Genomic DNA, 25,915 nt, shown 5'->3' with positions numbered 1-25,915 from the left:
TTCCAGCGGGCGGCTCAGACCTTAGGGCTGACGGACGGTGAACCCGGCCGGATCAGTCCAGGGTTTCGCAGCTGCCGCCGGCGGCTTCGATTTTGGTGCGGGCTGAGGCGGTGAAGGCAGCGGCTTGAACCGTCAGCTTCTTGGCCGTCAGATCACCGTTGCCGAGGATCTTCAACGGATGCTTCGGACTGGTGACGATTCCTTCCTTGACGAGGGAATCCATGTTCACGGTGCTGCCGTCCTTCAGGCTGTTGAGAGCCGAAACATTGAGCACCGTGAAGTGCTTGGGGTTCACCAGGGGGAAGTGCTTCAGCTTCGGCACCCGGCGGTAGAGGGGCATCTGGCCACCCTCGAAACCTGGGCGGGTGGGACGGCCGGAGCGGGACTTCTGGCCACGCATGCCGAAACCGCAGCTTGCGCCCTGGCCGGCGGCGATGCCACGGCCCTTGCGCAGTTTGCGGCGACGGGCGCCCTTGTTGGCTTTGAGGGAATCGAGTCGGAGAGTCGTCATCGCGAATCAGGAATAGATCTGTTCGAGGGAGATTCCCCGTTCTTTGGCCGTCTCCTTGTGGGTGCGGAGAAGCGACAGGGCCACCATGGCAGCCCGGGCGTTGTTGAGGGGGGTCTTGCTGCCCAGACGCTTGGCCAGGACATTCTTGATGCCGGCAAGCTCGAGCACGGTGCGGATGGAGCCGCCGGCAATCACACCGGTACCGGGGGCAGCCGGACGGATCAGGACGCTGGCGGCACCGTCGCGACCATTAGAGAGGGTGGGGATCGAGTTGTGACGGGTCAGAGGCACCTTGACCAGGTGCTTCTTGCCATCGGCAACACCCTTACGGACAGCGCCGATCACATCACCGGCCTTGCCGACACCAACGCCGACCTGGCCTTTCTCGTTCCCGACGACAACGATGGCCCGGAAGCTCATCTTCTTGCCGCCTTTGACGGTCTTGGAGACGCGGCGGATCTGCACCACGCGTTCCTGCCATTCGGAGTCGCGCTCCTGGTTGCGGCGATCACCGCGGCGTCCGCCACGGCGGTCACCACGCTCACCGCGGCCACCGCCGCGACGCTGCTCCTGTTGCTGGCCCTCCGCGGCTGCGGGGACATCTGCGGCGCCTGGCACCGCGTTGGGATTGGACTGGGGAGAGGAATCTGTCATGGGTCAAGCAGGAATCAGAACTGAAGGCCCGCTTCCCGGGCGGCATCGGCTAGGGCTTTGATCCGGCCGTGGTACAGGTTGCCGCCACGGTCAAAGACCACGCTTTGGATGCCCTTGGCGATGGCGCGCTTGGCGACCAGTTCGCCGACGGCGACGGATGCATCACAGCTGCCGCCGTTGGCCTCGAGGCCGACACGCAGCTCCTTGTCGACGGTCGAAGCCGAACAGAGGGTGCTCTGAGCATCGTCATCGATGACCTGAGCGTAGATGTGATTGTTGGAGCGGAACACCGCCAGCCGCGGACGGTCGGAGGTGCCGGTGAGGTGGCGACGCAGACGCCGGTGGCGTTTCTGCGTCTGCTGTTTGCGGGACAGTTTGGACATGGTGGGTAAGGGAGAGGAACGTCAGGACAAGGCTTATTTCTTGCCGGACTTGCCCGCCTTGCGCAGGATGCGCTCGCCCTCGTACTTGATGCCCTTGCCTTTGTAAGGCTCGGGCGGGCGAATGGCGCGGACCTTGGCGGCCTCGTTGCCCACCAGTTCCTTGTCGATGCCGGAGACAATCACCTTGGTGTTGTTCTCGACCTTGAAGGTGATGCCCTCGGGCGGCTCCACCTCAACGGGGTGGCTGTAGCCGGCGCTGACCACAAGGGTCTTGCCTTTGACCTGGGCCCTGGAACCCACGCCCACGATTTCAAGGCTCTTGCTGTAGCCGTTGTTGACGCCCTCGATCATGTTGGCGACGAGGGTGCGGCAAAGGCCGTGGCGTTCGCGCGAAAAACGTTTGGTGGTGGATGGAGCCACCACGATGGTGTTCTCTTCCTGGCTGACGCTGACGCCGTCAGGAAGGGTGCGTTCCAGTTCTCCCTTCGGTCCCTTGACCTTCACGGTGAGACCGTCGAGGGAGACGGTCACCTTGTCGGGAACGGGAACGGGATTTTTGCCGATGCGTGACATGGTTGAGCTCCGGATCAGTAGACGTAACAGAGCACCTCGCCCCCGACGCCCTCGCGGCGGGCATCGCGATCACTCATCACACCCTTGGAGGTGGAGATGATTGCAACGCCAAGACCGCCGAGGACCTTGGGCAGGCCACGGGTGTTCTTGTAGATGCGCAGACCTGGCTTGCTCACCCGCTGCATGGAGCGGATGGTGGGGAGCCGGTGCTTGCCGCTGTACTTGAGGGAGAGCACCAGTTCGGTGCGCACGCCTTCGCCCTGTTCGCTGATTTCGGAGATGAAGCCCTCCTGCCGCAGCACCTTGGCGATGCTGCGGGTCATGCGTGATGCAGGGATCTTGGTGGTCTCGTGACGCTTCTCACTCGCATTGCGAATGCGGGTGAGCATGTCGGAAATGGGGTCGTGGTTGGCCATAGGTGTCGACGGGGAGGGCTCAGTTGCTCTGGAACGGCATTCCCATCTCGCGGAGGAGGGCCCGGCCCTCTTCGTCTGAACGGGCAGTGGTCACGATGGTGATGTCCATGCCACGGATGGCATCGATCTTGTCGAAGGAGATCTCGGGGAAGATGATCTGCTCCCGCACCCCCAGGGTGTAATTGCCGCGCCCGTCAAAGCTCTTGGGGCTCACCCCGCGGAAGTCGCGGATGCGGGGCAGCGCCAGGTTGATCAAGCGCTCCAGGAACGCGTACATCCGGTCACCGCGCAGGGTGACGGCACAACCGATCGGCATGCCCTGGCGGATCTTGAAGCCTGCGATGGCCTTCTTGGCACGGGTGACGACCACCTTCTGACCGGTGATCTGAGCCAGCTCCTTCACCGAGGCCTCGAGGGACTTGGCGTTGGCGGCGGCTTCGCCGAGCCCCCGGTTGACGGTGACTTTCACCACCTTGGGGACTTCGTGGATGTTGGTGAGGGAGAGATCCTTCTGCAGCTTGGGCTGAATGGTCTCCCTGAAGCGCTTCTTGAGTGACATGGGGGGTGTGGGGTGCTTCTGGGCTTGGTCAGAAGTCGGTTTCAGTCGAGGACTTCACCGGTTTTCTTGAGCCTGCGCTTCTTGCTGCCGTCCTTTTCGACGACGATCTCGACGCGGCTCGCCACCTTCTTGGCGGTCGAATAGAGCATCACGTTGGACGCATGCAGAGATGCCTCCTCGTTCACGATGCGTCCGGTTTCACCTTCCTGGGTGGGTTTCTCGTGGCGGGTGCGCATGTTGACGCCCTCCACGATCACGCGGTTCTCGTTGGGCAGGGTGCGGAGCACCTCGCCGGTTTTGCCCTTGTCCTTACCGGCGATCACCTGAACGGTGTCGCCTTTGCGGATGCGCATCTTGATGCGATCGCTGGGCTTGGCCTTGCTGGTTGCGGTGGCCATGGTCAGATCACCTCCGGAGCGAGGGACACGATTTTGGTGAAGTTGCGGTCGCGCAGTTCACGGGCCACCGGTCCGAAGACGCGGGTGCCTTTGGGGTTGTTGTCGGCGTTGATGATCACCGCCGCGTTGTCGTCGAACCGAATGGAGTTGCCCGTGTCGCGGCGGAGGGTTGCCTTGGTGCGAACCACCACGGCTTTCACCACATCGGACTTCTTGACGCCCATGTTGGGCATGGCGTCCTTGACGGCGGCGACGATCACATCGCCCACATGGGCGTAGCGACGGTTGGTGCCCAGCACACGAATGCACTGGATGCGCTTGGCGCCACTGTTGTCAGCAACGCTCAGATAACTCTCCTGCTGGATCATTCGCTCACCTCCTCGGCCGCAGCCTCGGTGGCGGGAGCAGCACTCTTGGCTGATTTGTCAGCCTTCGGGCTGTGGCTCAGCACCTCGGCGATGGCCCAGCGCTTGTGCCGGCTCATCGGTCGGGTTTCCGTGATGCGCACACGGTCCCCGACGCGACAGGAGTTGTCTTCGTCGTGGGCTTTGTAGCGGGTGGTGCGGCTGACCGTCTTTTGATAGATGGGGTGGGGGAAGCGGCTTTCCACCGCCACCACCACCGTTTTTTCCATCTTGTCGCTGACGACGGTGCCGACCCTTTCCTTGACTGCCATGGGTACAGAGAGGGGGATCAGGACGCGGCGGAGCGCTGGCGCTCCGATTGCACCGTCATCAGCTGGGCCAGCTTGATGCGGACCTCTTTGAAGCGGTGCGTGTTGGCCAGCTGGCGTGTGGCCTGCTGGAAGCGGAGCTGAAACAGTTCGCGGCGAAGACCGTCAATCTGTTCAGTGAGGTCCGCATCGGACAGCTTTCGGACCTCAGCGGCGTTGGGACGGGCCATGGTCAGGACTCCACGGTGACGGCATCAGCAGCAGCCGGTGCTTCCGCAGCCGATTGCTTCTGTTGTTGTTCATCCAGCTGGATGAATTTGGTCTTCACGGGCAGCTTGTACTGCGCCAGACGCATGGCCTCCTTGGCGATTTCGGGGGTGATTTCATCACCACCCATCTCGAAGAGGATGCGGCCTGGCTTGATCACAGCCACCCAGAATTCCGGGTTGCCCTTACCGGAACCCATCCGGGTTTCGGCGGCGCGCATGGTGATCGACTTGTCCGGGAAGATCCGGATCCAGATCTTGCCGCCACGTTTGACGTGACGGGTCATGGCACGACGGCTGGCCTCGATCTGGCGTGAGGTGATCCAGCCGCACTCCTGGGCCTGCAGCGCGAATTGGCCGAAGGCGATGGTGTTGCCCCGGGTAGCGACGCCGCGCATGCGGCCTCGCTGCATTTTCCGGAATTTGACGCGTTTTGGACTCAGCATGGTTCAGGCCTCCTGTTCAACCCTCGTTTGAGCGGTCTTCGAACTGTTGGGGCCGACGGCTGGCCCGGCGGCGAGGGGAAGCCCCCACCGGCATCTGCGGAGCTTCATCGCTCAGCACTTCACCCTTGAAGACCCACACCTTGATGCCCAACACGCCGTAGGTCGTGCTGGCCACCTTGGTGGCGTAGTCGATGTCCGCCCGCAGGGTGTGCAGGGGGACCCGACCTTCACGGGTCCACTCGGTTCGGGCAATTTCAGCCCCGTTGAGGCGACCGGATACCTGGATCTTCAGGCCGAGAACCCCAGCGCGTTGGGCGCGCTGGACGGCCATGCGGATGGTGCGGCGGAAGGCCACACGTTTTTCCAGTTGCTGGGCGATGTACTCAGCCAGCAGGAAGGCGTCGCCGTCGACGCGCTCCACTTCGACAACGTTGATCCGAACCTGGCGGCTCCGATCACCGACCGTCTTCTGGATTCCGGAACGGAGTTCCTCGATCCCGCTGCCCTGGCGGCCCACGAGCACGCCGGGGCGCGCGGTTTTGAGCTCCACCTCGAGCTGATCGGCCTTGCGGGCGATCAGCACATCACTGATGCCTGCGGAACCGTATTTCTTGTGGATGAACTTGCGGATCCGATCATCCTCCTGAAGGAGGGCCGGATAACTTTTGCTGGAGGCGTACCAGCGTGACCGGTGTTCCTGGGTGATCCCCAGGCGCAGACCGGTTGGGTTGATCTTGTGTCCCATTGGGTCAGAGTCCTCGGGGGTCAGGAATCGGGCTGAGCCGCCACAGCAATGCTGATGTGGCAGGTCTGCTTTTTGATCTGGTAAGCGCGACCCTGAGCCCGGGGGCGGTAGCGCTTCATGGCAGGGCCCATGTCGGCACTGGCACTGGAGATCACCAGGGAGGCGGGATCAAGGCCGAGGTTGTGCTCAGCATTCGCCACAGCGGACCTGAGCACCTTGGTGATCGGTCCGGTGGAGCGGTAGGGCATGAACTCGAGCATGATCAGAGCGTCGCGGTAGGTGCGACCCCGGATCTGATCGAGAACACGGCGCACCTTCGACACGGAGCCTCGGATGAAGCGTCCGTGGGCGTGGGCGGTGGGAGCCGTGGTGGATGACGTGGTCATGGCGTCAGCGGCCTCCTTTCTTGTCTTTGATGTGGCCCTTGAAGGTGCGGGTGGGAGCGAACTCCCCCAGCTTGTGACCCACCATCTGCTCGGTGATGAACACGGGCACGTGGGTCTTGCCGTTGTGAACGGCAATGGTGTGGCCGATCATCATCGGCAGGATTGTGGAGGCCCGAGACCAGGTTTTGATCACGGACTTGTCATCGGCGTCGTTCTGCCTTTCAACCTTGCGAAGCAGGCTGTCGGCAATAAACGGACCTTTTTTGAGTGAACGTCCCATAGCGGTTTAAGCAAGCGGCAAAACGATGGTCGGCATCAGGAATCGCGTCCGCCACGGCTCCGCTTGGAGGTCTTGCGACGCTTCCGGAGCACGTATTGGTTGCTGGGCTTATTCCGCTTGCGGGTCTTGAGACCGAGGGCGGGTTTGCCCCAGGGGGTCACCGGGCCGGAGCGGCCGATGGGAGCCCGACCCTCACCACCACCGTGGGGGTGGTCGCAGGGGTTCATCACACTGCCTCGAACCTGGGGGCGACGCCCCAGCCAGCGGCGACGACCGGCCTTGCCCAGGCTGGTGTTGCGAACTTCAGAGTTGCCCACTTCGCCGAGGGTGGCGTAGCACTCGCGGCGGACCAAGCGCACCTCGGTGGATGGCAGCTTGAGGGCGACGTAGTCACCTTCTTTGGCCATCACCTGAGCGCTGGCGCCGGCGGTGCGCACCATCTGTCCACCGCGGCCGGCATAGAGCTCAACGCAGTGAACACTGGAACCCAGGGGCACGGCCGACAGCGGCATGGCGTTGCCGATTTCGATCGGAGCGTCGGGTCCGGAGACCACGGTCTGACCGATCTGCACCCCTGCTGGAGCGAGGATGTAGCGCTTCTCGCCGTCGGCGTAGAAGAGCAGCGCCAGACGGGCGTTGCGATGGGGGTCGTAGTGGATGGCGGCCACCTTTGCGGTGACGCCGTGCTTGTTGCGGCGGAAGTCCACCACGCGGTACAGCCGCTTGTGACCGCCACCGCGATGGCGGCAGGTGATCACACCACGGTTGTTGCGGCCCTTGCGGCGGTGCTTGGACACCACCAGGGACCGTTCCGGCTTGCGGCCGGTGACTTCGCTGAAGTCGGTGACCACCCGGGTTCTGGTACCGGGGGTGTAGGGGCGGAAGTTACGGATTGCCATGACGATTCAGACCCCTCAGGACTCAGGGAAGAGTTGGATCGAGTTGCCCTCCGCCAGGCGCACCACGGCTTTCTTCACCTGGGCACGACGGCCGGAGAAGCGACCCATCCGACGCGTGCGACGGGGGGGATTCATGGTGCTGATGCCGGTGACCTTTACATCGAAGAGCTGCTCAATGGCGGCCTTGATGTCAGGTTTTGCGGCGCGGTGGTCCACCTCGAAGGTGTACTGGTTGAACTCGAGGGCCCGGGTGGCCTTCTCGGTGATCAGTGGCCGACGAATGACGTCAGCCAGGCGGCCCTGGAAACGCTCAGTCATTTCCGTAGACCTCCTGGATGGTTGCAAGGGCGTCCTCGCCGAGCACCAGTGCATTGGCGTGGAGCAGATCGAAGACGTTGAGCTGATTGGCGGCGATCAGCTTCACCTTCTCCAGGTTGCGCACCGAGCGGCGCACCACCTCGGAAGGTTCGGTGAGCACGATCAGCACCTTGGCGTCGGCAGCGATGCCGAGACGTCCCAGGGCATCCGTGATCTCCTTGGTTTTGGGGGCTTCAAGACTCGATCCGAAGTCCTTCACCACGGTCACGTCGTCGATGCGGGCCATCAGCGCAGTGCGCAGGGCCAGACGACGTTCCTTGCGGTTCATCGCAAGGTTGTAAGTGCGGGGCTTCGGTCCGAAGACGATGCCGCCGCCGGGGCGCAGAGGAGTCCGGATTGAACCCTGACGGGCCCGGCCTGTTCCTTTCTGCTTGTAGGGCTTGCGGCCACCACCACGCACCTCGGATCGGGTGAGGGTGGAAGCGGTTCCCTGACGGCTGTGGGCCTGCTGGCGCAGAACCGCACGATGCATCAGATCGTTGGCCGTGGTCTCCTTGGCCACTTTCAGGTCGAGGGTCGCCTTGCCGGCTTCCTTTCCCTGCCAGTCGCGAATCACGCAGTCAGCCATCACTGTCCTCCTTTGGCGGGCTTGGCACCCACCCGCAGGGCGGGTCGGATGTTCAGCAGGGCGCCCGGCTTGCCGGGAACCGACCCTTTCACCACCAGCAGGTTGCGCTCGCTGTCCACCTTGAGGATGGTCAGGCCGCGGGTGGTGATCTTCTTGCCGCCGTAGCGACCGGCCATGCGCTTGCCTGGATAGATGCGGCCCGGTGTGGTGCCGGGGCCGATCGAACCGGGCTCGCGGTGGTTCTTGGAACCGTGGGTCATCGGACCACGGCTGAAGCCATGGCGTTTCTGATAACCGGAGAAGCCGCGGCCGATCGTGTCACCGCTGACATCAACCTTCTGGCCGGCTTCGAAATCACCAACGGTGATCGATCCGCCCAGTTCGAAACCCTCAAGGCCATCCACGCGGTATTCGCGCAGGTGACGCAGGAGGCTCTCGCCGGTTTTGTTGAGGTGACCCTTGGCAGGCTTGTTGATCAGCTTTTCGCGGGTATCGCCGAAGCCGATCTGCACCGCGGCATAGCCATCGGTGTCGCTGCTTTTGAGTTGGGTGATTCGGCAGGGGCCGGCCTCGATCAAGGTGACGGGGACGGCTCTGCCCTGCTCGTCGAAGAACTGGGACATGCCCAGCTTCTTCCCGAGAATGCCGATTGACATGGTTGGGGAGGAAGCGCCAGCGGGACTACCACCATCCGGAAAGCCGGATGGGGCATGGCGTGCTGATCGGTTGGACGCAGACGTGGTTCGAGGGAGGGATCCGGAAAGGAGGTCTCTCGAATGGGGCTAGCGGTCGATTCAGCGAGGCTGGGACTGACCTGTGCACGGAGTGCTCTGGAAGTTTCCCGGCGGATTGGAGAATCCGCTCTGGCCTGAGGACCCTGCGCAATCGCGGGGTCTGTTCTGCCGACTGGAGGCCCGGCTAGCGGACGGGCACAGAAACGCAGAACAAACAAAGACCATACAGCAGCACCTTTCTCCTCTTCCCCACCCTTGCCTTTGGCTGCCAGACTCTTGCGCAGCCATCCTGCAGTCATGCCTCTGCTTCTCAGCGGTCGGACATTCCGCCGTGATCTCGAGGCCCATGGTTGCTTGGCTGTGCATGCCCCGCTGGAGGGTGGAGCGGAAACCAGGCTGTTGCGTCGCCTGCGTGGGGCCGGCTACCGCACCCGACTCACGTCAGCCCGTGGCCTCGGCGATCCGGAGGTGTTCCTGACCCAGAAACACGGCATTCGCCCTCCCCATCTCGGCCATCAGAGCGTCGGGCGCGGTGCTGCCGTGGGGGAGGTGCAGGAGGTGGTGCCGCAGCTTGGGGATCTGCTCGACGGTGACGCCCAGGTGGCGCTCTGGCTGCTGGAGGGACAGGTGTTGTCGCAATCCGAGCTGAGCTCCCTCTGCGATCTCTGCAGCCGTGAACCCCGTCTGCGCATCATCGTTGAAATGGGTGGAGCCAGGAGCCTGCGATGGCAGCCGATGAGCGGCCTCCTGGCCAGCTGAATCCGCAGGAGGCCCTGCGTCAGGGCCACTGGGTCAAGTTGATCTGCGGTGCCAGCAACCAGGATCTGCCGGCGATCACCGATCTCTGCGCCGTTTACGGAGCTGCAGGCATCGACTGCGTCGATGTCGCAGCCGACCCAGCGGTTGTCAGGGCGGCTCGGCAGGGGCTCCAGTGGCTGGATCAGAACGGCCTGGCGCGGCCATGGCTGATGGTGAGCGTCAGTGACGGCAGTGATGCCCACTTCCGCAAGGCCTGGTTTGACCCTGCCCGTTGTCCGGTCGACTGTCCTCGCCCCTGTCAGCGGGTCTGTCCTGCAGAGGCGATCGCAGCGGTGGGATCGGTGGACGAGCTGCGTTGTTACGGCTGTGGTCGCTGCCTATCGAGCTGTCCGCTGGGCCTGATCGAAGAGCGCGACCACCGCCTCGGTTCCGATGCGATCGCCGAGCAGCTGGCAGCGATGCGCCCTGATGCGGTGGAGGTGCACACTGCCCCTGGACGGGGGGACGCCTTTGATGCCCTACTGGCGGAGCTGTCCGCTGCAGGGGTGCCGCTCCAGCGTCTTGCCGTGAGTTGCGGTTTGGAGGGGCATGGGATCACCCCGTCTGCGCTGGCTCAGGAACTCTGGCGACGTCATTCCAGCCTGCGCCGCTGGGGATTCAGCCCGCTTTGGCAGTTGGATGGACGCCCCATGAGTGGTGATGTCGGTGCTGGCACCGCTCGGGTTGCGGTGCAGCTGTGGCGACGGATGCGGCCGCTGGCACCGCCTGGACCGCTGCAACTGGCCGGAGGGACCAATGCCAGCACCGTGCAGTTGTTGCGGGCTGACGAGCGCCCTGCTGGGGTTGCCTTCGGAGGAATGGCTCGTCGCCTGCTGATGCCCCTGATCCATGAGGCGCAGTCCAGGGGCACATCTCTGCGTCACTGGTCTGAAGGCTGGCAGGCGGGGCTGGAGCTGGCCCGCTCCCTGGTGGAGCCATGGCGGCGACGGCCGGGGATGGAACACTCCTGCTAAAAGCGGGTTCGGGGGACGCCGTGATGACGACACAACGAATCACAGACGATCTCGAGCGGTTGCTGGCCCTGCTCCCCGATCCGGTGCGGGACGCCCTTGGCCCGGCGGAGCGCCGGGAGCAGTTGCTTGAGGTGGTGCTGGACCTTGGGCGTGTTCCTGAGGCGCGTTACCCCGGTCAGGCTCTGGCCCTTGGCGAGGTCCCTCTCACCCGAGACGACCTGGACGCCATGGTGGCCCGGCTGGGTTGCTTCGGCGCAGACAACCGAGCTGGAATCGAACGGACCCTGCATCGGATCAGCGCAATCCGCAACCGACGGGGGGATGTGGTGGGCCTGACCTGCAGGGTCGGTCGTGCTGTCTTCGGCACCGTGGCCCTGGTTCGGGACCTGTTGGATGGTGGTCAGTCCCTGCTGCTGATGGGGCGCCCGGGCGTGGGCAAAACCACCGCACTTCGCGAAATTGCCCGCGTGCTGGCGGATGACCTGCAGCGACGGGTGGTGATCATCGACACCAGCAATGAGATCGCTGGCGATGGAGACGTCCCCCATCCAGCGATCGGCCGGGCCCGACGGATGCAGGTCGCCAGACCCGAACAGCAGCATCAGGTGATGATCGAGGCGGTGGAGAACCACATGCCGGAGGTCATCGTCATCGATGAAATCGGTACGGAGCTGGAGGCTCAGGCAGCTCGCACCATTGCCGAGCGGGGCGTGATGCTCGTGGCCACGGCCCACGGCAATGCTCTGGCCAATCTGATCAAGAACCCCACCCTCAGTGATCTGGTGGGGGGCATCCAGTCGGTGACCCTCGGTGACGATGAGGCCCGGCGACGACGCAGTCAGAAAACGGTGCTCGAGCGCGCTGCCGATCCAACCTTTCCCGTGGCGGTGGAGATGCACAGCCGCCAGCGCTGGTCGATTCATACCGATGTGGCCTCCACGGTGGACCAGCTCTTGCGGGGTCTGCAGCCTCGGCCCCAGGAGCGGGAGCTGGCGGCCGATGGCGCTGTTCGGTTCGTGGATCCACCGGATCAGCGGCGTCCCCGCCTGCTGGCACAGCCTGGGCTGCAGAACCGGCCGGCCCTGGCTGCGGTGCCGATGCGTCCGCCTGTCGACCCGCCTCCCAGCGGCACTGAGATCGATTCGGAGGAGGAGGCCAGGTCCGCCAGCGACGACCTGCAGCTGCTCTGCTGCGGAATCACACCGCAATTGGTGGAGGAGTCGACCCGGCGTCATGGCTGGCCCGTGCAGCTGGTGGAGGATCTCTCGGATGCGGATGTGGTGCTGAGCATCCGTCAGGGCCTGGGGCGTGAACCGTCACTGCGGCGGCAGGCCCGTGAGCTGAAGGTGCCGATCCTGGTGATCAAGGCCGACACGTTGCCCCAGGTGGAGCGCGCTCTGGAGCGGCTGCTCAGTCGGCGCCAGGGTCCGGATCAGGAGGAGCCAGACCCGGTTTCAGTTGATGGACAGGACGATGAACTGGCGGGCCTCGAGGAGTGTCGGTTGGCCGTGGAGCAGGTGGTGATGCCCCAGGGGCGGCCGGTGGAACTGTTGCCGCGATCCGAACGGGTCCGCCGGATGCAGGCTGATCTCGTTCAGCGTTACCGGTTGCGCAGTGATGTGTTCGGCCAGGCCGGGCATTGCCGACTGCGTGTGTTCCCCCCCTGAGCACCCGTCGATGGATTGACGAAGGTCTGCCTTATATGGGTAACTATTGGAAGGCCGGAGCACCGTTTCAGAGCGGAGTTGTCCGGATCATTGGGCCGTCGCCAAGCGGTAAGGCAGCGGGTTTTGGTCTCGCCATTCCTAGGTTCGAATCCTAGCGGCCCAGTTTTCAGTCATGACGGCACGTCCTCTCCTCGTCTTCGACTTCGACGGTGTGATCGTCGATGGGATGGCGGAATACTGGTGGAGTGCTTCGATGGCCGCCCAGCGGCTCCATGGGGACCCCGACGGGCTCGATCCCCACGAGGTGCCGGAGGGGTTCCGATGCTTGCGGCCCTGGGTGCATCACGGCTGGGAGATGGTGCTGCTGGCGGCTGAGATGCCTCGACTGGATCTCGAACGCTGGACCACGGATTACTCCGCGGAGCAGGCCGGGGCCCTTCAGCGGCGTGGCTGGTCCGCCACCCGACTGCAGGAGGCTCTGGATCAGACACGGCAGCAGGCGGTCGGCACGGATCGCGACGCATGGCTTGGCTTGCATCAACCGTTCCCCGGTCTGGTGGATCGACTCCAGGCTCTTCCAGGTGAGGGATTGGATTGGGCTGTGCTCACCGCCAAGACAGCAGCGTTCACCGCTGAGTTGCTGGAGAGCCTTGGATTGCAGCCCTGGCGCCTGGATGGACGGGAAGCCGGTCCCAAGCCGGAGGTGCTGTTGAGGCTTCAGCGGGAACGGGTGCTGGCGGGTTTTGTCGAGGACCGCCGCGCCACCCTCGAGACGGTGCGTGACACCGAGGGGCTCCAGGGGCTGCCGTGCTGGCTGGCGAGCTGGGGCTATCTCAAGCCCTCCGATCGCGAGGGGCTCCCGCCAGGGATCCGGCTGATTGACCCGGATCAACTGGCGGCCCCCTTGGCGCACTGGCCCTGATCCGTTAGCGTACGTCTGTACTACCTGAGACGATTCGGCGCTTCTGTGGCATTGGATCTCTCGTTCCTTAGTTTCAGGTTGCTTCCATGCCTGCAGAGATGAAATCCGCCGCCTCCGGTTCCGATCCCCGTTCCTCCGGTGAGCGCGACAAGGCGCTGAATCTGGTGCTCGGCCAGATCGAGCGCAACTTCGGCAAGGGCTCGATCATGCGCCTTGGCGACGCCTCCCGGATGCGGGTGGAAACCATCTCCACCGGTGCCCTCACCCTCGATCTGGCCCTGGGGGGCGGCTATCCCAAGGGACGTGTCGTTGAGATCTACGGACCGGAGAGTTCCGGTAAGACCACCCTCACCCTGCATGCCATTGCTGAGGTGCAGAAGCGTGGTGGTGTTGCCGCTTTCGTCGACGCTGAGCATGCCCTCGATCCGGTTTACGCCGCCTCGCTCGGCGTGGACGTGGAAAACCTGCTGGTGTCCCAGCCGGACACCGGTGAGATGGCGCTGGAGATCGTTGACCAGCTGGTCCGCTCCGCGGCGGTGGACATCGTGGTGATCGACTCGGTGGCTGCCCTGACGCCGCGGGCTGAGATCGAAGGCGAGATGGGGGATCTGGCCGTCGGAAGTCAGGCCCGCCTGATGAGTCAGGCGATGCGGAAAATCACCGGCAACATCGGCAAATCCGGTTGCACGGTGATCTTCCTCAACCAGCTGCGCCTCAAGATCGGCGTCACCTACGGCAACCCTGAAACCACCACAGGCGGCAACGCACTCAAGTTCTATGCCTCCGTTCGACTGGACATCCGCCGGATCCAGACCTTGAAGAAAGGGACGGAGGAATTCGGGATCCGGGCCAAGGTCAAGGTGGCCAAAAACAAGGTGGCTCCGCCGTTCCGCATCGCGGAATTCGACATCCTGTTCGGTCGCGGCATCAGCACCCTGGGGTGTCTGCTGGATCTGGCGGAAGAAACCGGTGTGGTCATCCGCAAGGGGGCCTGGTACAGCTATGAGGGCGACAACATCGGTCAGGGGCGGGACAACACCATCACCTGGATGGAGGAGAACCCCGAGGCAGCCGTCACCATCGAGCAGCTGGTGCGTCAGAAGCTTGTTGAGGGGTCTGAAGTGAAGGCCAACTCGATGAAACCCCTTGCTGCAGCGGCTCGATCTGCGGCGAGCTCAGCTCCCAAGGCCGCGGCGGACGAGGCTGCGGCCTGATTCAAGCGAGGGTGGTTGCGGACAGTTCGCTTGTTGTGCTGTCCGCATGTCGCTGTTGGTGGAGCAATTCCGTCATCCGTTGCAGTTCCTGGATGGCTTCAGCGCCTTCCAGCTTCACCAGCTCATGGCCGTTGCGGGATTCCACCCAGCTGATGCCGAAATCCGACACGAGGAAGCGGACCACGTGACCTTCACCAAGGTCGGCGACGAATGAGGCCCCATGGCCATCTTCGCCATCCCCGCAGGAGTAGCAGCTGGCGGTCACTCCACACGCTTTCAACCCAGAAGCGAGGGCTTGCAGGCTCATCACGAGATCCTGGACCACGGAGCGATAGTGCTCGGCGAGACGGGGAAACATGCCTGAGTCTTAATCAAGACCCACGCTAAAGGTTTCCTTCAGTTTCTGCGCGGCTCTGCGGGTCAGGGCGTGTCCGCCAGGGTCCACCAGCCCGCAGCAGGGCCGATGAAGCGAACCGTCACCCAGAACACGACCATGGCTCCGATCCCGATCCATGCGCCGCGGGTGGTGACCGCCACAAACTGCTGAGCTTGATTTCGGGTCAGGGGGATCCAGGACACGATCCGGGGGGAGGTGTCTTGGGACGAGACTCCTTTTTTGGGTTGGCGTGGTGGCAGGCCCTGGGCTGACCGGCGGCGAGCTTCTCCCATCCCATCAAGTTGTCCTCCGGTCAGTTTATGCAGGATTGAGCCGGCTGAGTTCAGTCGGGCAGCAACCGTTGAAGCGGCCTCCAGGGTTCAAGGCGCTGCAGCACCTGATCGCCCCAGCTCCTCCCGCGCAGGCGACCGTCCAGAACGGCGAGCCTGCCCCCTGAACGACGCAGGGGGGCCACGGCGGCAGGGATCTGCCGCAGCGCCTCCGGCAGCAAAAGGGAGCGGAACCAATCCGCACCGTCGTGTTTCAACCGTTCCACCCGAGCCGCTGTGATCGGGTTGCTGAGGCTGGCGAGCGGTAACAGGCCGATGATGATCTGCTCAGGCTCCGGCAACTGGTCAAGGTGCTGCAACCACCAGCTCCAGCTGCCGCTGACCACACCGTTGACCTCCGGTGCGGTGCACTCATCCTGAACCCGGGTGCCGAATTCGGCGGCCAACGATGCCGTGAGCGATCGACGCAGGCTGGGATCGTCAAGCAACAGCACCGTGAGACCTGTCCGCCCCAGGATCAGTCGCCGACTTTGTTCGAGCAGATGCTGGGCGTAGATCTCCGTGTTGGGTGTTGGTTGACGCCTGGGGGCAAACAACGGCAGAGGCTCTTCCAGTTCCGCCTCCCGCAGCACCGCGGTGACCGTGGGCGGGGCGTTCGCCTCCAGCAGCTCCTGTTCCAGCCGGGCGCTGTCGCCACTGTCGCTGAGCATCAAAGCTGGGCGCTGGCTCAGCAGCCCCTGCAGTTGTTGCAGGGGTTCCAGGGGTTCCAGGCACCAACTCCACTGCAGCATGGTGTGATCCAGCTCAGCCCAGTTCGCCCACTCGCGGGGATCGCAGGCGAGCAGCTCTGACCAGGGCGATGGGCAGGGCCCCATGACCCCGAGCAGATCCCGCAGGCTCTGGCAGGCGCTGTTGTCGAGGCGAATGCAGGCATCCACCCGTGGCGCCTCCCGGAACAGTTGTCTGCTGAGGCGTTCATGCAACTCCAGCAATGGCTTTTCTGCCTGGGGGAGGGCGAGACGAAGCTGTTGCCAGTGGCTTGCATCCAAGCGGATGGCCATGCACCGCCGCAGCTGCTCGCTGAGCTGATCGATGCCTGGCAGCAGTAACTGACGCTCGCCCAGCAGTCCTTGGCGATGCGCCTGAATCAGGCCGGCATGGTCCAGCAGCCAGAGTTGATCCTGCGGCGGGGGGGTGTTGCCTTCCCAGCAGGCCAGTCGGAACCCCTGTTTTGCGAGGCGAGGGCGTTCCACCTGCAGCAGTCGCTGTCGCTGTTGTGGGGTGAGCACAAGCACGGCGCTGCTGGGTTGCAGACACAGCGGCATCAGCAACCCCAACCACCAACGTTCCCGTTGGTTCGGTGCCAGGCGCAGCAGGGTCCGATCGCCCCGTCTCAGGCTGCGACCCACCAGTCGGCTGAGGGTCAGGTGATGGGGCCAGTTCGACTCACCCTGCCGCAGCAGTGACTTCAGGTGAGTGTGGGCTTGGGCTTCCAGCATCGGTGAACCCTACGCAGAGTTCGATGCCCAAACGGTTCATCGCAATCGATCGACCAACATGACCCGAGGAGCGTGGAACGGCATGGGTAGGGATTCGGGCTGCGTTGGCATCGTCGGTCTCGGCCTGATCGGTGGATCGATCGGTTTGGACCTGCTCTCCCAGGGCATCGAGGTGCAAGGTCTGGTTCACCGATCGGCCACTGCGGAACGAGCGATGCACCGAGGACTCGTCACTGCGGTGAGTACTGATCCCTCCTGCCTGGCCCACTGCGACCTGGTGATCCTGGCGTTGCCGATTCCAGCGCTGCTTCATCCGCCCGCGGAGCTGGTGGCGGCCCTGCCCGCTGATGCGGTGGTGACCGACGTCGCTTCGGTAAAACAGCCGGTGCTCGACACCTGGAACGATCGCCACCCTGGTTTCGTGGCCAGCCACCCCATGGCGGGAACAGCCCAGGCCGGCGTGGAGGCGGGTCAGCGCGATCTGTTCCAGGGGCGTCCCTGGATTGCCACCCCGGATGCCGACACTGATCCCAAGGCACTGGCGGTGGTCGAAGACCTGGCCGGGCGACTCGGCAGCCGTTGGTTCACGGCCGCCGCCTCCCAACACGACCAGGCGGTGGCAATGATCTCGCACATGCCAGTGCTGGTCAGCGCGGCTCTGCTGCGGGCTGCCGGTGACGAACGCGACCCTGAGATCCGCGCTTTGGCCCAGGCCCTTGCCTCCAGTGGTTTCGCGGACACCAGCCGCGTCGGTGGTGGCAATCCCGACCTGGGGGTGGCCATGGCCAGCAGCAACCGCGAGGCGGTGCTCAAGGCCCTGGCGGCCTACCGCTGGAGTCTGGAGCAGCTCGAGGATGCCGTGATCAAAACCAACTGGGATCAGCTGCACAAGGAACTGAGCCGAACGCAGGCCCTGCGGCCTGGTTTTCTCAATACAGAGGCTGAATTCAACCCCTGAGTTGCAGCTCTCCGCCCCGCGCTGCCACCAGCTGCCGGCAGGCATTGAGGGCTGAGAGGCTGACGCCCGCCGTTCCCTCGCCGGGGTGGAGGCTGTCGCCGCAGAGCCAAAGGCCTGGCATCGGCGTCCGCCCCGCCAGCCCGAAGGGCCCGAAACGGCTCGGATGCTGGCCGAGTCCCCCCACGATGCCCCGCGGGCGACCGGTCCAACCGGCGAATCCCCTGGGCGTAGCCAGTTCCACGTGCAACCAGTCCTGGGGCTTCAGATCAAGCCAGTGGTTGAGCTCCCGGCGCATGGCGTCCAGGCGCTTGCTTTTGCGGGCCTGGTAGGGCTCCTCCTCGAGGCTGCACCAGTCCGCGGTGGGTGTGAACACGCTGGCGATCACGGTGGCCTGACCTTTCGGGGCCCGACCGTCACCCTCCCGGCTGATCGAGACGAACAGAGAGCCCGGATCGTCAGCCCCCCGTTGCAGATGGCCCGGGCAGGAGCTGGGTAACGCCTCCCGTCGCACGGCGCCATAGAGCACCAGTGCGCCACTGGGCTCCGGCAGCTGGCTCAGGCGTTGCCGGTATCCCCTGGGCATCACCGCTTCGGGGATCAGATCCAACAGACATTGGGGCGGCAGGCTGCAGATCAGATCAGCGGCTGTGTGGATCTGATCCCGGCCGGAGGGACTGTCCACGACGACGCGCCAGCCCTCGTCGGTGGGTTCGAGGCCGGTGACCCGATGGCGCATCAGCACGCGGCCGCCCTGGTTTTCGATCGCCTGCACCAGCTGATCGCTGAGCACTTGCATCGAGCCATGCAGATGCCAGAGCCCCAGCGGTGCCTGCGCCATCTGCAGCACCGTGGCGCCGTAGAGAGCCGCGGTCCGGTCTGCGGGCTCCTGGGAATACAGCTTGAGCTGGAGGTCGAGGAACCGTCGCAGCCGTGGGTCGTCGCCACAGCCGCAGAGGCCGAGCAGGTCGGCCATGGTCAGTCCCGTCAGCAGACCCGAGGCCACGGTGATCGGGCGCAGGGCGCTGAGCAGTTGGCGGAGGTCCCACAAAGATCGCGGCGTGACCACCGGATCGCGACCAGCGAAGCCCCAGTTGCTGCGATGGATCAGCTCACAAAGGCGCCAGAAGGCGTCGCTGCCGGGGAACTGGCGACGGCGTTCCTCGCTCCAGCGCTCGGGGTCATGCCAGAGGGGGATGGGCTCCGAGCCATCCCCGAGATCCACCACACAACCGGGGTCAAGGATCTCGGCTTCCGGCAGGGGCAGGCCCAGATGCTGCAGCAGTCGGGCATGGCTTCCGCCCGGTTCGAGCCCGGCGACCTGGGTGGCGCCCACATCAAAGGTCCACGGACCGCGGCGGAACGTGCCGGCACACCCCCCCGGCTGGTGATGCGCCTCCAGCAGCGTCACCGGCACACCTTCCTTGGCCAGCAGCGCCGCTGCGGTGAGCCCGGCGATGCCGCCACCGATCACGATCACTCCGGTTGCCGTCAAAGCGCACCCCTGAACCGGTGCATGCTGGCAACAGAGCGATCCTTCCCGGCGATGCACCCTCAACTGCGGCAGGAGCTGGTGGCATCCACTGGACCGCTGCCGGGCCGCCAGCTGGTGGATGTGCATGCGGTGGGGGGCGGCTGCATCCACCAGGCCTGGTGTCTGACGTTGGCGGATGGCGAACGGCTCTTCGCCAAGAGCGGCAACACCCAGGCCATGGCCCTGTTTGATGTGGAGGCCGAGGCGCTTGAAGCCCTGCATGCCCAGGCCGATCCGGATTGGCTGGTGGTGCCCAAGCCGCTGGCCCTGTCAGTCCTGCCCGGCGGAGCGGTGCTGCTGCTGCCCTGGCTGGAGCTCAGCGGCAGCGATCAGCGGGCCCTTGGGCATGGCCTGGCACTGCTGCACCGGGCCTCGGAAGCGGCATCACCCCAGCGCTTCGGCTGGGATCGCGATGGCTACATCGGTGCAGGCCCCCAGCCGGGGGGATGGCGGGATGAATGGGGGGCCTGTTTTGTGGAGCTGCGTCTGCGGCCCCAGTTGGCCCTGGCCGGGGATCTCTCCCTGCCGGGGGACTGGCTGGATCAGTTGCTGACTGGCCTGCGTCAGGGGCTGGACGACCATGCCCCCAGCCCCGCCCTGGTGCATGGCGACCTCTGGGGCGGTAATGCAGGGGTGCTGATGGATGGGCGTGGTGCCCTCTATGACCCCGCCAGCTGGTGGGCCGACCGCGAGGTGGATCTTGCGATGACGCGGATGTTCGGCGGATTCAGCCCAGCGTTTTACGCGGCTTACGACGCAGTGCTCCGGCTTCGCTCAGGTTGGGAGGAGCGCGTCGAGATCTACAACCTGTATCACCTGCTGAACCACGCCAACCTGTTCGGAGGCGGATACGTCTCCCAGAGCCAGGACTGCCTGAAGCGCCTGGCTCGGATGATCGCTTGAGACCTCAGCCGAGGTATTCCTGACGCAGGGACTGCACCCGTTGCACCAGAGCGCTGCGCTTGTCGCTGGTGGTGAGATTTCTCCAGCTCCACTGGCCCACCACCACAACGCCGAGCAGCTCCAGCAGACCGGGAACCACGGGCAGCAGGTTGATCGTGTCGAGGATGCCCTTGATCAGGATCTGAGCAACGATCACAGCAGCGAAGATGCCAACGATCTTGCCGATGCGACCCATCTGGTTCCAGTCGACCTGGTCGAGGGTTTCGTTCACCTTGCCCAGCACTTCGCTGTAGCGCTCGGTGAAGGAGGTGGTGTCTTCGGAGCTGGTGGCAGACGCTTCCACCGCAGGGGTCGCGTCGGTCGCGGGGTCCTTAACTTCGGTGGTGGCGTCGCTCATGGAACCGACAGAACTGTTCATACGGTCAGCTGAGCGTATCGGCGCTTCATCGATCGCGCCATCCACGCTGCAGCTGCGTTGTGGATGCCTCACGATTCTGGAGCGCACCTTGCTGGCGAGCTGGCCTGAGGAGGGATGTGCTCTGTTGATCGGATCCCCGGGCGAGGGTACCTCGCTGCGGTTGGATCACGTCTGGCCGGTGTGCAATCGCTGGGGCCGCCAGCCGGATCTGCAGCCGTGGGGAGCGGCTGACTCCCATGGCCGGCACAGCAATTTCCTGCTCGACCCCCGCGAACAACTGGCGGCGCAGCGCTGGTCGCGGCAACACCAACAACGGATCATCGGTGTGGCCCATTCCCATCCACAAAGCCCGCCGTTGCCGTCTGAGGCGGATCGCTGTCGGGGTATCCCTCACCAGCTGATGTTGATCCTCTCGGGCCAGCACGAACTGAGGGCCTGGTGGCTGGAGGAGGATCGGCAGGTGCGGCCGGTGCCGATCGATGTCGATTGAGGAACTGAGTGGGGAGGAGCGGAGCCGTTATGCCCGCCACCTGATGCTGCCGGAGGTGGGTCATGCCGGACAGGAACGGCTCAAGGCGTCGTCCGTGCTCTGCGTTGGCGCCGGTGGTCTGGGCTCACCGCTGCTGCTGTATCTGGCCGCCGCAGGTGTCGGCCGGATCGGCATCGTCGATGGGGATGTCGTGGAGCTGTCGAACCTGCAGCGGCAGGTGATTCATGGGATGGACTGGCTCGGCCAATCCAAGGGGCGCTCCGCCGCGCACAGGCTGCAGGAGCTCAATCCCCACTGTCAGGTGGTGCTGCATGAGCAGATGCTGGATCGGGAGAACGCCCTCGAACTGATATCGGCATACGACCTGGTGTGTGATGGCTCGGACAATTTCCCGACGCGGTACCTGGTGAACGACGCCTGCGTCTTGCAGGGAAAGCCCTTGATCTATGGATCGGTGCAGCGCTTTGACGGCCAGGCATCGGTGTTCAACCGCACGCCGGACAGCCCCAACTACCGCGATCTGCTGCCGGAGCCACCGCCGGTGGAGCAGGTGCCGTCCTGCGCGGAGGCCGGGGTGATGGGGGTGATGCCCGGGCTGATCGGCTTGATTCAGGCGACGGAGGCGATCAAGCTGATCACCGGCATCGGCCGGAGCCTGGATGGTCGCTTGCTGGTGGTGGATGCCCTGACGATGCGTTTCCGTGAGCTGACGCTGCGGCGTGACCCGGATCGGCCGGCGATCGATCGCTTGATTGACTACCAGCAGTTCTGCCGAGCGACGGCGCCCCCCATGGACAGCATCAGCGTGATCGAGCTCAAGTCGCTGCTGGATGGCTCGGCAGACGATGTGGTGCTACTGGATGTGCGCAACCCCGCCGAAGCCGAGGTGGCTGTGATCCCTGGGGCAGTGCTGATTCCTCTGGCCACGATCAAAAGCGGTGAGGCGATCGAACGCATCCGCGGAATGGCGGAAACCGGGCGCCTTTACGTCCACTGCAAACTCGGCGGCCGTTCCGCCCAGGCCGTGGAGCTGCTGGCTGAGCAGGGCATCACGGCCACCAACGTCGATGGCGGCATCGATGCCTGGTCCGTGCAGGTGGATCAGACCGTGCCGCGTTACTGATCGATTGATTCAGTCATTCATGCCGTGCACACATACTCAAATCATTCGTCAATGCCAGTAATAGGTCATTTCGTGTATTTATTCCTAAAAGCTTTGTATTTGGGTGAGTTGTTCGGCCGCGATCAGGCTAGGCCGATAAAAAGAATCACGAGAGTACCGTGAACTCTCACAAAAAAATTAATTAATAGAATTCGGGGCTGAACTAAGTAGTGATTGAGCTGCTTCTAACTCGATTTCATAGCGGATGTCTGACACGGCTGATCCGACATGTGGAGTGAAAAAAGTATTTGACTTGCTTTCGATTAAGCGAGAATTGATTGCATTAGGACGATCCTCGCGAACCCAGTCTTCCATTTCGAAAACGTCAGCAGCGTAACCCGCAAGAAGACCACTATCTAAAGAATCTGCTACTGCTATCTCGTCAACCGTAGATCCACGCCCAACGTTGACAAGGAAAGATCCTCGTTTTAAAAGGGATAAGCTGTCTTTATTAATTAAATGATGCGTCGACTCTGTGAGGGGCAGCATCATTACTAAATAATCACTCCACTTGAGAAGGCTTTCAAAGTTTAAATATTCAACGCCTAGCTCTTGGTGCAAATCAGGATTCAGTTGTTGTTGATCATAATATTTCACTGTGCAGTCTAATCCCGAGACAACTCGGGTAAAAGCTCTACCAAGGCGCCCCATCCCTACGACACCAATCCTCCTTTTCATGACGCCAAAGCTGTATAGCTTTGGTCTCCATCCGTGAAACTCACCGGAACGCATGTAATCGTCTCCCTCCAACAATCGACGTCCAAGCGCCAGAACTAGGGCAAGGGCTAGCTCGGCAGTAGGTTGAGCCAATAAATCGGGCACAATAGTGAAGTTGACTCCATGAGACCGGCAAGCATCAATATCAAAGTTGTCGTAACCCCTTAATGCGCCCGCAATCGTCTTTAGGCGAGGACATTGACAGAGGAAATCCTCGTCAATGCTGTCGGGCATGAAGACCATCAAGCCAACGGCATCCCTGCATCTTGCAAGTATTTCGCTTCGATCAAGTGTATGGCTTGTCTGATTAGTTATTACATGAAAAGATGTTTCTAAAGTGCGTATAATCCGTGGATCTACTCGGTGCGTAATCACAACTTTGGACTTTTGATCTTTGGTAGTCATCCTACAAAGTTTTTTCTAAGGTAATTGCTAAGGCTATCTACCATGGTCACCATTATCAAAACAACAATCAGAAGTGCACAAACTTCTTGATACTTGATTAAGCGAAGTGAGCTGATAATTTCAAGGCCAATGCCACCAGCGCCAACGGCGCCTACAACCATTGACGCTCGAAAATTGTATTCCCATCGATAAAATGTCACATCTGCCATCTGTGGGAGAACCTGAGGAAGAATGCTGTGGTAGATGACTTGAGCATGATTAGCTCCAGCTGCACGTGCTGCCTCAACAGGTAAAGGACTGCTTAATTCAATTGATTCAGCAAAAAACTTTCCAACCATGCCAACCGAGTGGAGGCCTAGGGCGAGTGTTCCCGGAAGTTTGCCAAATCCTACAGCCGCTACGAAAATCATTCCCATAATCAACTCTGGAATTGCTCTAGAGAAATTCAGGATGAGACGAGCAATATAGAAAAGAAATTTGTTGGGTGCTGTATTTCTAGCTGCAAGTAAGCATAGTGGTAATGATATAAACACTGCGATCGCCGTACCAGCAATGCTCATGGCAAGTGAGTCCAACAGGGGAATAAACCACTCTTTCCACCGACTAAAATCTGGTGGGATCATTTCTGATAAGAGTTTCCAAATTGAAGGAATTCCATCTACCAGACGTTCGACGTTGAAAAGCCCTGCAAAGCCAAAACCAACAGCAACAGTTATCAAGATAAACGTATATCTGTAGAACATTTGAAGGCGGCGTCGGCTTAGATTATGTCTGATTAGTTGATACTGGCTGTTGGTCATAGCGATAATCAAGCAATGAAGAAGTAAAGCTCTCTCTTCTAATGAAGAGAGAGCAAGTTTAATTAGTTGACAAACTTATTAAGGTCAAGCCCAAGTTGCTCACCTGCTTTTCTTATCCCGTCGTAATCAGAATCTTCCATGGCTGCGAAGCCATCAGCCTTGAAAGGCTTGAGCACTGAGTCGTCGTTGAGTTCTATAAAGGTTGTTTTGATTGTTTCCTTGAGGTCTGGATCTAAGTCTGAACGCATTGTCCAAGGGTATTGAGGAATAGGTTCTGTCTTTGAAATAAGAACGATCTTGTCAGAATCGATTGACTTCTTCTCCAAGAGAGATTCGTAGATTGGACAGGATAATCCTCCAGCTTGTGCTTTGCCTCCCTGAACAGCCAAGGCAACAGCGTCATGTGCACCGAGGAAAACTTGCTTATAATCGTCGCCTGCCTTTAATCCTTCCTCAGAAAGCTTCAGCTCTGGAAATAACCGACTGGAAGTAGACGCTGGATCTCCAAATGCAACTGTTTTGCCTTTAATTGAATCAAAGTCATTCACTTCAGACTCTACATTCCCAATCAAGCATGACTTATACGTGGTCGTACCATTTTTCAAGCGAGCAGCAAAAGGCTCGATAGCACTCTTGGTCTTGGCTAACACATATGAGAGTGGTCCAAAGTAGGCAAGATCTAACCTCCCATTGCTGGCGGCCTCAATCATTGAAGAATAATCTGTTGATACGACCAGCTCAATCTCCTTGCCAGTTTGTTGGGCGAGATAGTCCTTAAGTCCTTGATTGTCCTGAATAACGGTTGCAGCATTCTCGTCTGGTAATAATGCGACAATCAGCTTGTCGGGATTCTGCTTGTCAGACTTTGATTCATCAGACGAGCAGCTAATTAGGCCTAGCGAAGAGGCAATTGAAAGGCCTATTATAGCTTTAGTGAGGTTTAGTTTCATGGGAATAAAGAAATTTGGCAACCAAGGTGGTCTAGATGACCATCTTGGTCAAGGAAAGGAATTCGAACCAATGAAAAGGTCTCTTCATTTATCTTGGAGATGGAGTATAAATTGCATCAAATTCGTCTGCAGAAAGCGAAGATGGACTTTTATCACATATTATTTTGCCGCCTGAAAGTCCAATTATTCGGTCACCGTATTGTTTCGCGAATTCCACTTGATGAAGGCTGATTACCATGGCAATATTGTCTGATTTACATATGTCAGTTAATAAGCCTAGGATTTGATGAGAGCTCTGAGGATCTAAACTTGCTATTGGCTCGTCAGCCAGCATTATTCTGGGTTGCTGTGCCAAGGCACGTGCAATTCCAACCCTCTGTGGTTGTCCGCCACTTAATGACGAGACAGTCGTTAATGCCTTATCCAAAAGGCCAACTCGATCTAAACAATCGATACAACGTAATTGGTCTGCAACAGGCAGCGGCAGGAGTGATCGCCAAAATGAAAAATATCCAAGACGACCCATCATTACATTGCAAAGTGCAGTATTTCGCTCTATTAATTGGTGTTGTTGAAAGATCATGCCGGTCATTTTTCGGTGATCTCTTAGCTTTTTGGAGGAGTCAATGCGACCTACAGACGAGTTGCTAATCCAGCCTTTCGTTGGTCGGTTTAGAAAATTGAGTGTTTTTAGTAATGACGATTTACCTGCTCCGGAGGATCCAAGGAGTATGGTGACTTCGCCGCTATTGATTGTTAGATTAATATCGTTAAGTGCGGCAATATTGTTGTAGTCTAGATGTATCGAATTAGCCGAGAGCGCGGAAGGTTTCAATTAATTCATCTTTGCTGATAGGGTAAATGTAGCTCTAGAGCATCCTTCTAGTTTAAGATCGAATTATTGACTGGTTTTTTCAAGGTTAAAGGGAAAATAAATTTTGTCCTGTCGATTTCTCTTCTTGCCGTGAAGCT

Annotated in this window: 36 protein-coding genes and 1 tRNA gene; 10 read left to right on the top strand and 27 right to left on the bottom strand. The window is 61.3% G+C overall.

Features of this window, described 5'->3' with window-relative positions; translation table 11 throughout:
- Positions 1–52: 52 nt before the first annotated feature.
- The 18 genes from rplO to rplC are packed head-to-tail and all read right to left on the bottom strand — an operon-like array spanning position 53 to position 8,791.
- The gene (gene rplO / locus SynA1528_RS10800; protein ID WP_186586743.1) at positions 53–511 is read right to left on the bottom strand and encodes a 50S ribosomal protein L15; all 459 of its coding nucleotides are present in this window, start codon (positions 509–511) and stop codon (positions 53–55) included.
- Positions 512–517: 6 nt separating this feature from the next.
- A complete protein-coding gene (gene rpsE / locus SynA1528_RS10795) occupies positions 518–1,165 on the bottom strand; it encodes a 30S ribosomal protein S5 (RefSeq protein WP_011128941.1) in 648 nt (215 codons plus the stop codon).
- A gap of 14 nt (positions 1,166–1,179) precedes the next feature.
- Positions 1,180–1,548, bottom strand: coding sequence for a 50S ribosomal protein L18 (gene rplR / locus SynA1528_RS10790; protein WP_186586742.1), 369 nt, complete (start codon positions 1,546–1,548; stop codon positions 1,180–1,182).
- A 33-nt stretch (positions 1,549–1,581) separates the two neighbouring features.
- Positions 1,582–2,121, bottom strand: a complete 540-nt coding sequence (gene rplF, locus SynA1528_RS10785) for a 50S ribosomal protein L6 (RefSeq protein ID WP_186586741.1) — start codon at positions 2,119–2,121, stop codon at positions 1,582–1,584.
- A 14-nt stretch (positions 2,122–2,135) separates the two neighbouring features.
- Positions 2,136–2,537, bottom strand: a complete 402-nt coding sequence (rpsH, locus tag SynA1528_RS10780) for a 30S ribosomal protein S8 (protein WP_186586740.1) — start codon at positions 2,535–2,537, stop codon at positions 2,136–2,138.
- Positions 2,538–2,556: 19 nt separating this feature from the next.
- On the bottom strand, positions 2,557–3,096 hold the full coding sequence (gene rplE, locus SynA1528_RS10775; protein WP_186586739.1) for a 50S ribosomal protein L5: 540 nt from the start codon (positions 3,094–3,096) through the stop codon (positions 2,557–2,559).
- A 41-nt stretch (positions 3,097–3,137) separates the two neighbouring features.
- Positions 3,138–3,494 (bottom strand): 50S ribosomal protein L24, encoded by a 357-nt coding sequence (gene rplX / locus SynA1528_RS10770; protein ID WP_186586738.1) that lies wholly within the window; start codon positions 3,492–3,494, stop codon positions 3,138–3,140.
- A gap of 2 nt (positions 3,495–3,496) precedes the next feature.
- The gene (gene rplN, locus SynA1528_RS10765; RefSeq protein ID WP_186586737.1) at positions 3,497–3,862 is read right to left on the bottom strand and encodes a 50S ribosomal protein L14; all 366 of its coding nucleotides are present in this window, start codon (positions 3,860–3,862) and stop codon (positions 3,497–3,499) included.
- A complete protein-coding gene (gene rpsQ, locus SynA1528_RS10760; RefSeq protein WP_186586736.1) occupies positions 3,859–4,170 on the bottom strand; it encodes a 30S ribosomal protein S17 in 312 nt (103 codons plus the stop codon). Before rpsQ ends, rplN begins: the two co-directional genes overlap by 4 nt.
- Positions 4,171–4,187: 17 nt before the next feature.
- Positions 4,188–4,397, bottom strand: coding sequence for a 50S ribosomal protein L29 (gene rpmC / locus SynA1528_RS10755; RefSeq protein WP_186586735.1), 210 nt, complete (start codon positions 4,395–4,397; stop codon positions 4,188–4,190).
- Positions 4,398–4,399: 2 nt separating this feature from the next.
- Positions 4,400–4,879, bottom strand: a complete 480-nt coding sequence (gene rplP / locus SynA1528_RS10750; protein WP_186586734.1) for a 50S ribosomal protein L16 — start codon at positions 4,877–4,879, stop codon at positions 4,400–4,402.
- Positions 4,880–4,895: 16 nt separating this feature from the next.
- Entirely contained in the window at positions 4,896–5,624 is a 729-nt protein-coding gene (gene rpsC, locus SynA1528_RS10745) for a 30S ribosomal protein S3 (RefSeq protein ID WP_186586733.1), read from the bottom strand.
- A 20-nt stretch (positions 5,625–5,644) separates the two neighbouring features.
- Positions 5,645–6,010, bottom strand: a complete 366-nt coding sequence (gene rplV / locus SynA1528_RS10740; protein WP_186586732.1) for a 50S ribosomal protein L22 — start codon at positions 6,008–6,010, stop codon at positions 5,645–5,647.
- Between the two features lie 4 nt (positions 6,011–6,014).
- On the bottom strand, positions 6,015–6,290 hold the full coding sequence (gene rpsS / locus SynA1528_RS10735; RefSeq protein WP_186586731.1) for a 30S ribosomal protein S19: 276 nt from the start codon (positions 6,288–6,290) through the stop codon (positions 6,015–6,017).
- A gap of 35 nt (positions 6,291–6,325) precedes the next feature.
- Positions 6,326–7,189: a 50S ribosomal protein L2 gene (rplB, locus tag SynA1528_RS10730; RefSeq protein WP_186586730.1), complete on the bottom strand. Its 864-nt coding sequence runs from the start codon at positions 7,187–7,189 to the stop codon at positions 6,326–6,328.
- Between the two features lie 15 nt (positions 7,190–7,204).
- Positions 7,205–7,507 (bottom strand): 50S ribosomal protein L23, encoded by a 303-nt coding sequence (locus tag SynA1528_RS10725; RefSeq protein WP_186586729.1) that lies wholly within the window; start codon positions 7,505–7,507, stop codon positions 7,205–7,207.
- The gene (gene rplD / locus SynA1528_RS10720; RefSeq protein ID WP_186586728.1) at positions 7,500–8,135 is read right to left on the bottom strand and encodes a 50S ribosomal protein L4; all 636 of its coding nucleotides are present in this window, start codon (positions 8,133–8,135) and stop codon (positions 7,500–7,502) included. Before rplD ends, SynA1528_RS10725 begins: the two co-directional genes overlap by 8 nt.
- Positions 8,135–8,791: a 50S ribosomal protein L3 gene (gene rplC / locus SynA1528_RS10715; RefSeq protein ID WP_186586727.1), complete on the bottom strand. Its 657-nt coding sequence runs from the start codon at positions 8,789–8,791 to the stop codon at positions 8,135–8,137. The genes rplD and rplC overlap by 1 nt, the downstream gene beginning before the upstream one ends.
- Before the next feature lie 375 nt (positions 8,792–9,166).
- Between rplC and SynA1528_RS10710 the strand changes: the two genes are divergently transcribed.
- From SynA1528_RS10710 to recA, 6 genes are all read left to right on the top strand, one after another.
- Entirely contained in the window at positions 9,167–9,628 is a 462-nt protein-coding gene (locus SynA1528_RS10710; RefSeq protein WP_186586726.1) for an NAD(P)H-quinone oxidoreductase subunit N, read from the top strand.
- Positions 9,595–10,641 carry a Light dependent period protein LdpA domain-containing protein gene (locus SynA1528_RS10705; RefSeq protein ID WP_186586725.1) on the top strand — a complete coding sequence of 349 codons (1,047 nt, stop codon included), beginning with the start codon at positions 9,595–9,597 and terminating at the stop codon, positions 10,639–10,641. The genes SynA1528_RS10710 and SynA1528_RS10705 overlap by 34 nt, the downstream gene beginning before the upstream one ends.
- Before the next feature lie 23 nt (positions 10,642–10,664).
- Positions 10,665–12,308: an AAA ATPase domain-containing protein gene (locus SynA1528_RS10700; RefSeq protein ID WP_186588412.1), complete on the top strand. Its 1,644-nt coding sequence runs from the start codon at positions 10,665–10,667 to the stop codon at positions 12,306–12,308.
- Between the two features lie 91 nt (positions 12,309–12,399).
- A tRNA-Gln gene (locus SynA1528_RS10695) sits at positions 12,400–12,471 on the top strand.
- Positions 12,472–12,480: 9 nt separating this feature from the next.
- The gene (locus SynA1528_RS10690; RefSeq protein ID WP_186586724.1) at positions 12,481–13,230 is read left to right on the top strand and encodes an HAD family hydrolase; all 750 of its coding nucleotides are present in this window, start codon (positions 12,481–12,483) and stop codon (positions 13,228–13,230) included.
- A gap of 86 nt (positions 13,231–13,316) precedes the next feature.
- Positions 13,317–14,444: a recombinase RecA gene (gene recA / locus SynA1528_RS10685; protein WP_186586723.1), complete on the top strand. Its 1,128-nt coding sequence runs from the start codon at positions 13,317–13,319 to the stop codon at positions 14,442–14,444.
- A gap of 1 nt (position 14,445) precedes the next feature.
- Here recA and SynA1528_RS10680 read toward each other — a convergent pair whose 3' ends face one another.
- The 3 genes from SynA1528_RS10680 to SynA1528_RS10670 form a co-directional block, all read right to left on the bottom strand.
- Positions 14,446–14,802, bottom strand: coding sequence for a DUF1815 family protein (locus SynA1528_RS10680; RefSeq protein ID WP_186586722.1), 357 nt, complete (start codon positions 14,800–14,802; stop codon positions 14,446–14,448).
- A gap of 62 nt (positions 14,803–14,864) precedes the next feature.
- Entirely contained in the window at positions 14,865–15,113 is a 249-nt protein-coding gene (locus tag SynA1528_RS10675; RefSeq protein ID WP_186586721.1) for a DUF2839 domain-containing protein, read from the bottom strand.
- Positions 15,114–15,163: 50 nt separating this feature from the next.
- Entirely contained in the window at positions 15,164–16,609 is a 1,446-nt protein-coding gene (locus SynA1528_RS10670; protein WP_186586720.1) for an ATP-dependent DNA helicase, read from the bottom strand.
- Positions 16,610–16,667: 58 nt separating this feature from the next.
- Between SynA1528_RS10670 and SynA1528_RS10665 the strand changes: the two genes are divergently transcribed.
- Positions 16,668–17,567, top strand: coding sequence for a prephenate/arogenate dehydrogenase (locus tag SynA1528_RS10665; protein WP_502707707.1), 900 nt, complete (start codon positions 16,668–16,670; stop codon positions 17,565–17,567).
- Here SynA1528_RS10665 and crtD read toward each other — a convergent pair.
- Positions 17,557–19,059, bottom strand: coding sequence for a C-3',4' desaturase CrtD (crtD, locus tag SynA1528_RS10660; RefSeq protein WP_186586719.1), 1,503 nt, complete (start codon positions 19,057–19,059; stop codon positions 17,557–17,559). The genes SynA1528_RS10665 and crtD overlap by 11 nt on opposite strands.
- Positions 19,060–19,110: 51 nt before the next feature.
- Here crtD and SynA1528_RS10655 point away from each other — a divergent pair, with 51 nt between their 5' ends.
- Positions 19,111–20,001 (top strand): fructosamine kinase family protein, encoded by an 891-nt coding sequence (locus SynA1528_RS10655; protein ID WP_186588407.1) that lies wholly within the window; start codon positions 19,111–19,113, stop codon positions 19,999–20,001.
- 4 nt (positions 20,002–20,005) lie between these two features.
- Here SynA1528_RS10655 and SynA1528_RS10650 read toward each other — a convergent pair whose 3' ends face one another.
- Complete coding sequence (locus SynA1528_RS10650; protein WP_186586718.1) at positions 20,006–20,398, bottom strand: CAAD domain-containing protein; 393 nt, start codon at positions 20,396–20,398, stop codon at positions 20,006–20,008.
- On the opposite strand from SynA1528_RS10650, the gene SynA1528_RS10645 reads away from it, so the two are divergent.
- A complete protein-coding gene (locus SynA1528_RS10645) occupies positions 20,382–20,909 on the top strand; it encodes a M67 family metallopeptidase (RefSeq protein WP_286187818.1) in 528 nt (175 codons plus the stop codon). The genes SynA1528_RS10650 and SynA1528_RS10645 overlap by 17 nt on opposite strands.
- Positions 20,899–22,032 (top strand): molybdopterin-synthase adenylyltransferase MoeB, encoded by a 1,134-nt coding sequence (gene moeB / locus SynA1528_RS10640; protein ID WP_186586717.1) that lies wholly within the window; start codon positions 20,899–20,901, stop codon positions 22,030–22,032. The genes SynA1528_RS10645 and moeB overlap by 11 nt, the downstream gene beginning before the upstream one ends.
- Positions 22,033–22,209: 177 nt before the next feature.
- Here the strand turns inward: moeB and SynA1528_RS10635 are convergent, their stop codons facing one another.
- From SynA1528_RS10635 to phnC, 4 genes are all read right to left on the bottom strand, one after another.
- Complete coding sequence (locus SynA1528_RS10635) at positions 22,210–23,193, bottom strand: NAD(P)-dependent oxidoreductase (protein ID WP_186586716.1); 984 nt, start codon at positions 23,191–23,193, stop codon at positions 22,210–22,212.
- Complete coding sequence (gene phnE / locus SynA1528_RS10630) at positions 23,190–23,993, bottom strand: phosphonate ABC transporter, permease protein PhnE (protein ID WP_186586715.1); 804 nt, start codon at positions 23,991–23,993, stop codon at positions 23,190–23,192. Before phnE ends, SynA1528_RS10635 begins: the two co-directional genes overlap by 4 nt.
- A gap of 62 nt (positions 23,994–24,055) precedes the next feature.
- Positions 24,056–24,943, bottom strand: a complete 888-nt coding sequence (phnD, locus tag SynA1528_RS10625) for a phosphate/phosphite/phosphonate ABC transporter substrate-binding protein (protein WP_186586714.1) — start codon at positions 24,941–24,943, stop codon at positions 24,056–24,058.
- A gap of 88 nt (positions 24,944–25,031) precedes the next feature.
- Positions 25,032–25,778: a phosphonate ABC transporter ATP-binding protein gene (gene phnC / locus SynA1528_RS10620; protein ID WP_186586713.1), complete on the bottom strand. Its 747-nt coding sequence runs from the start codon at positions 25,776–25,778 to the stop codon at positions 25,032–25,034.
- Positions 25,779–25,915 lie beyond the last annotated feature (137 nt).

It is taken from the genome of Synechococcus sp. A15-28 (assembly GCF_014280175.1).
GTDB lineage: Bacteria > Cyanobacteriota > Cyanobacteriia > PCC-6307 > Cyanobiaceae > Parasynechococcus.
This window is presented reverse-complemented; position numbering and strand designations above follow the sequence as displayed.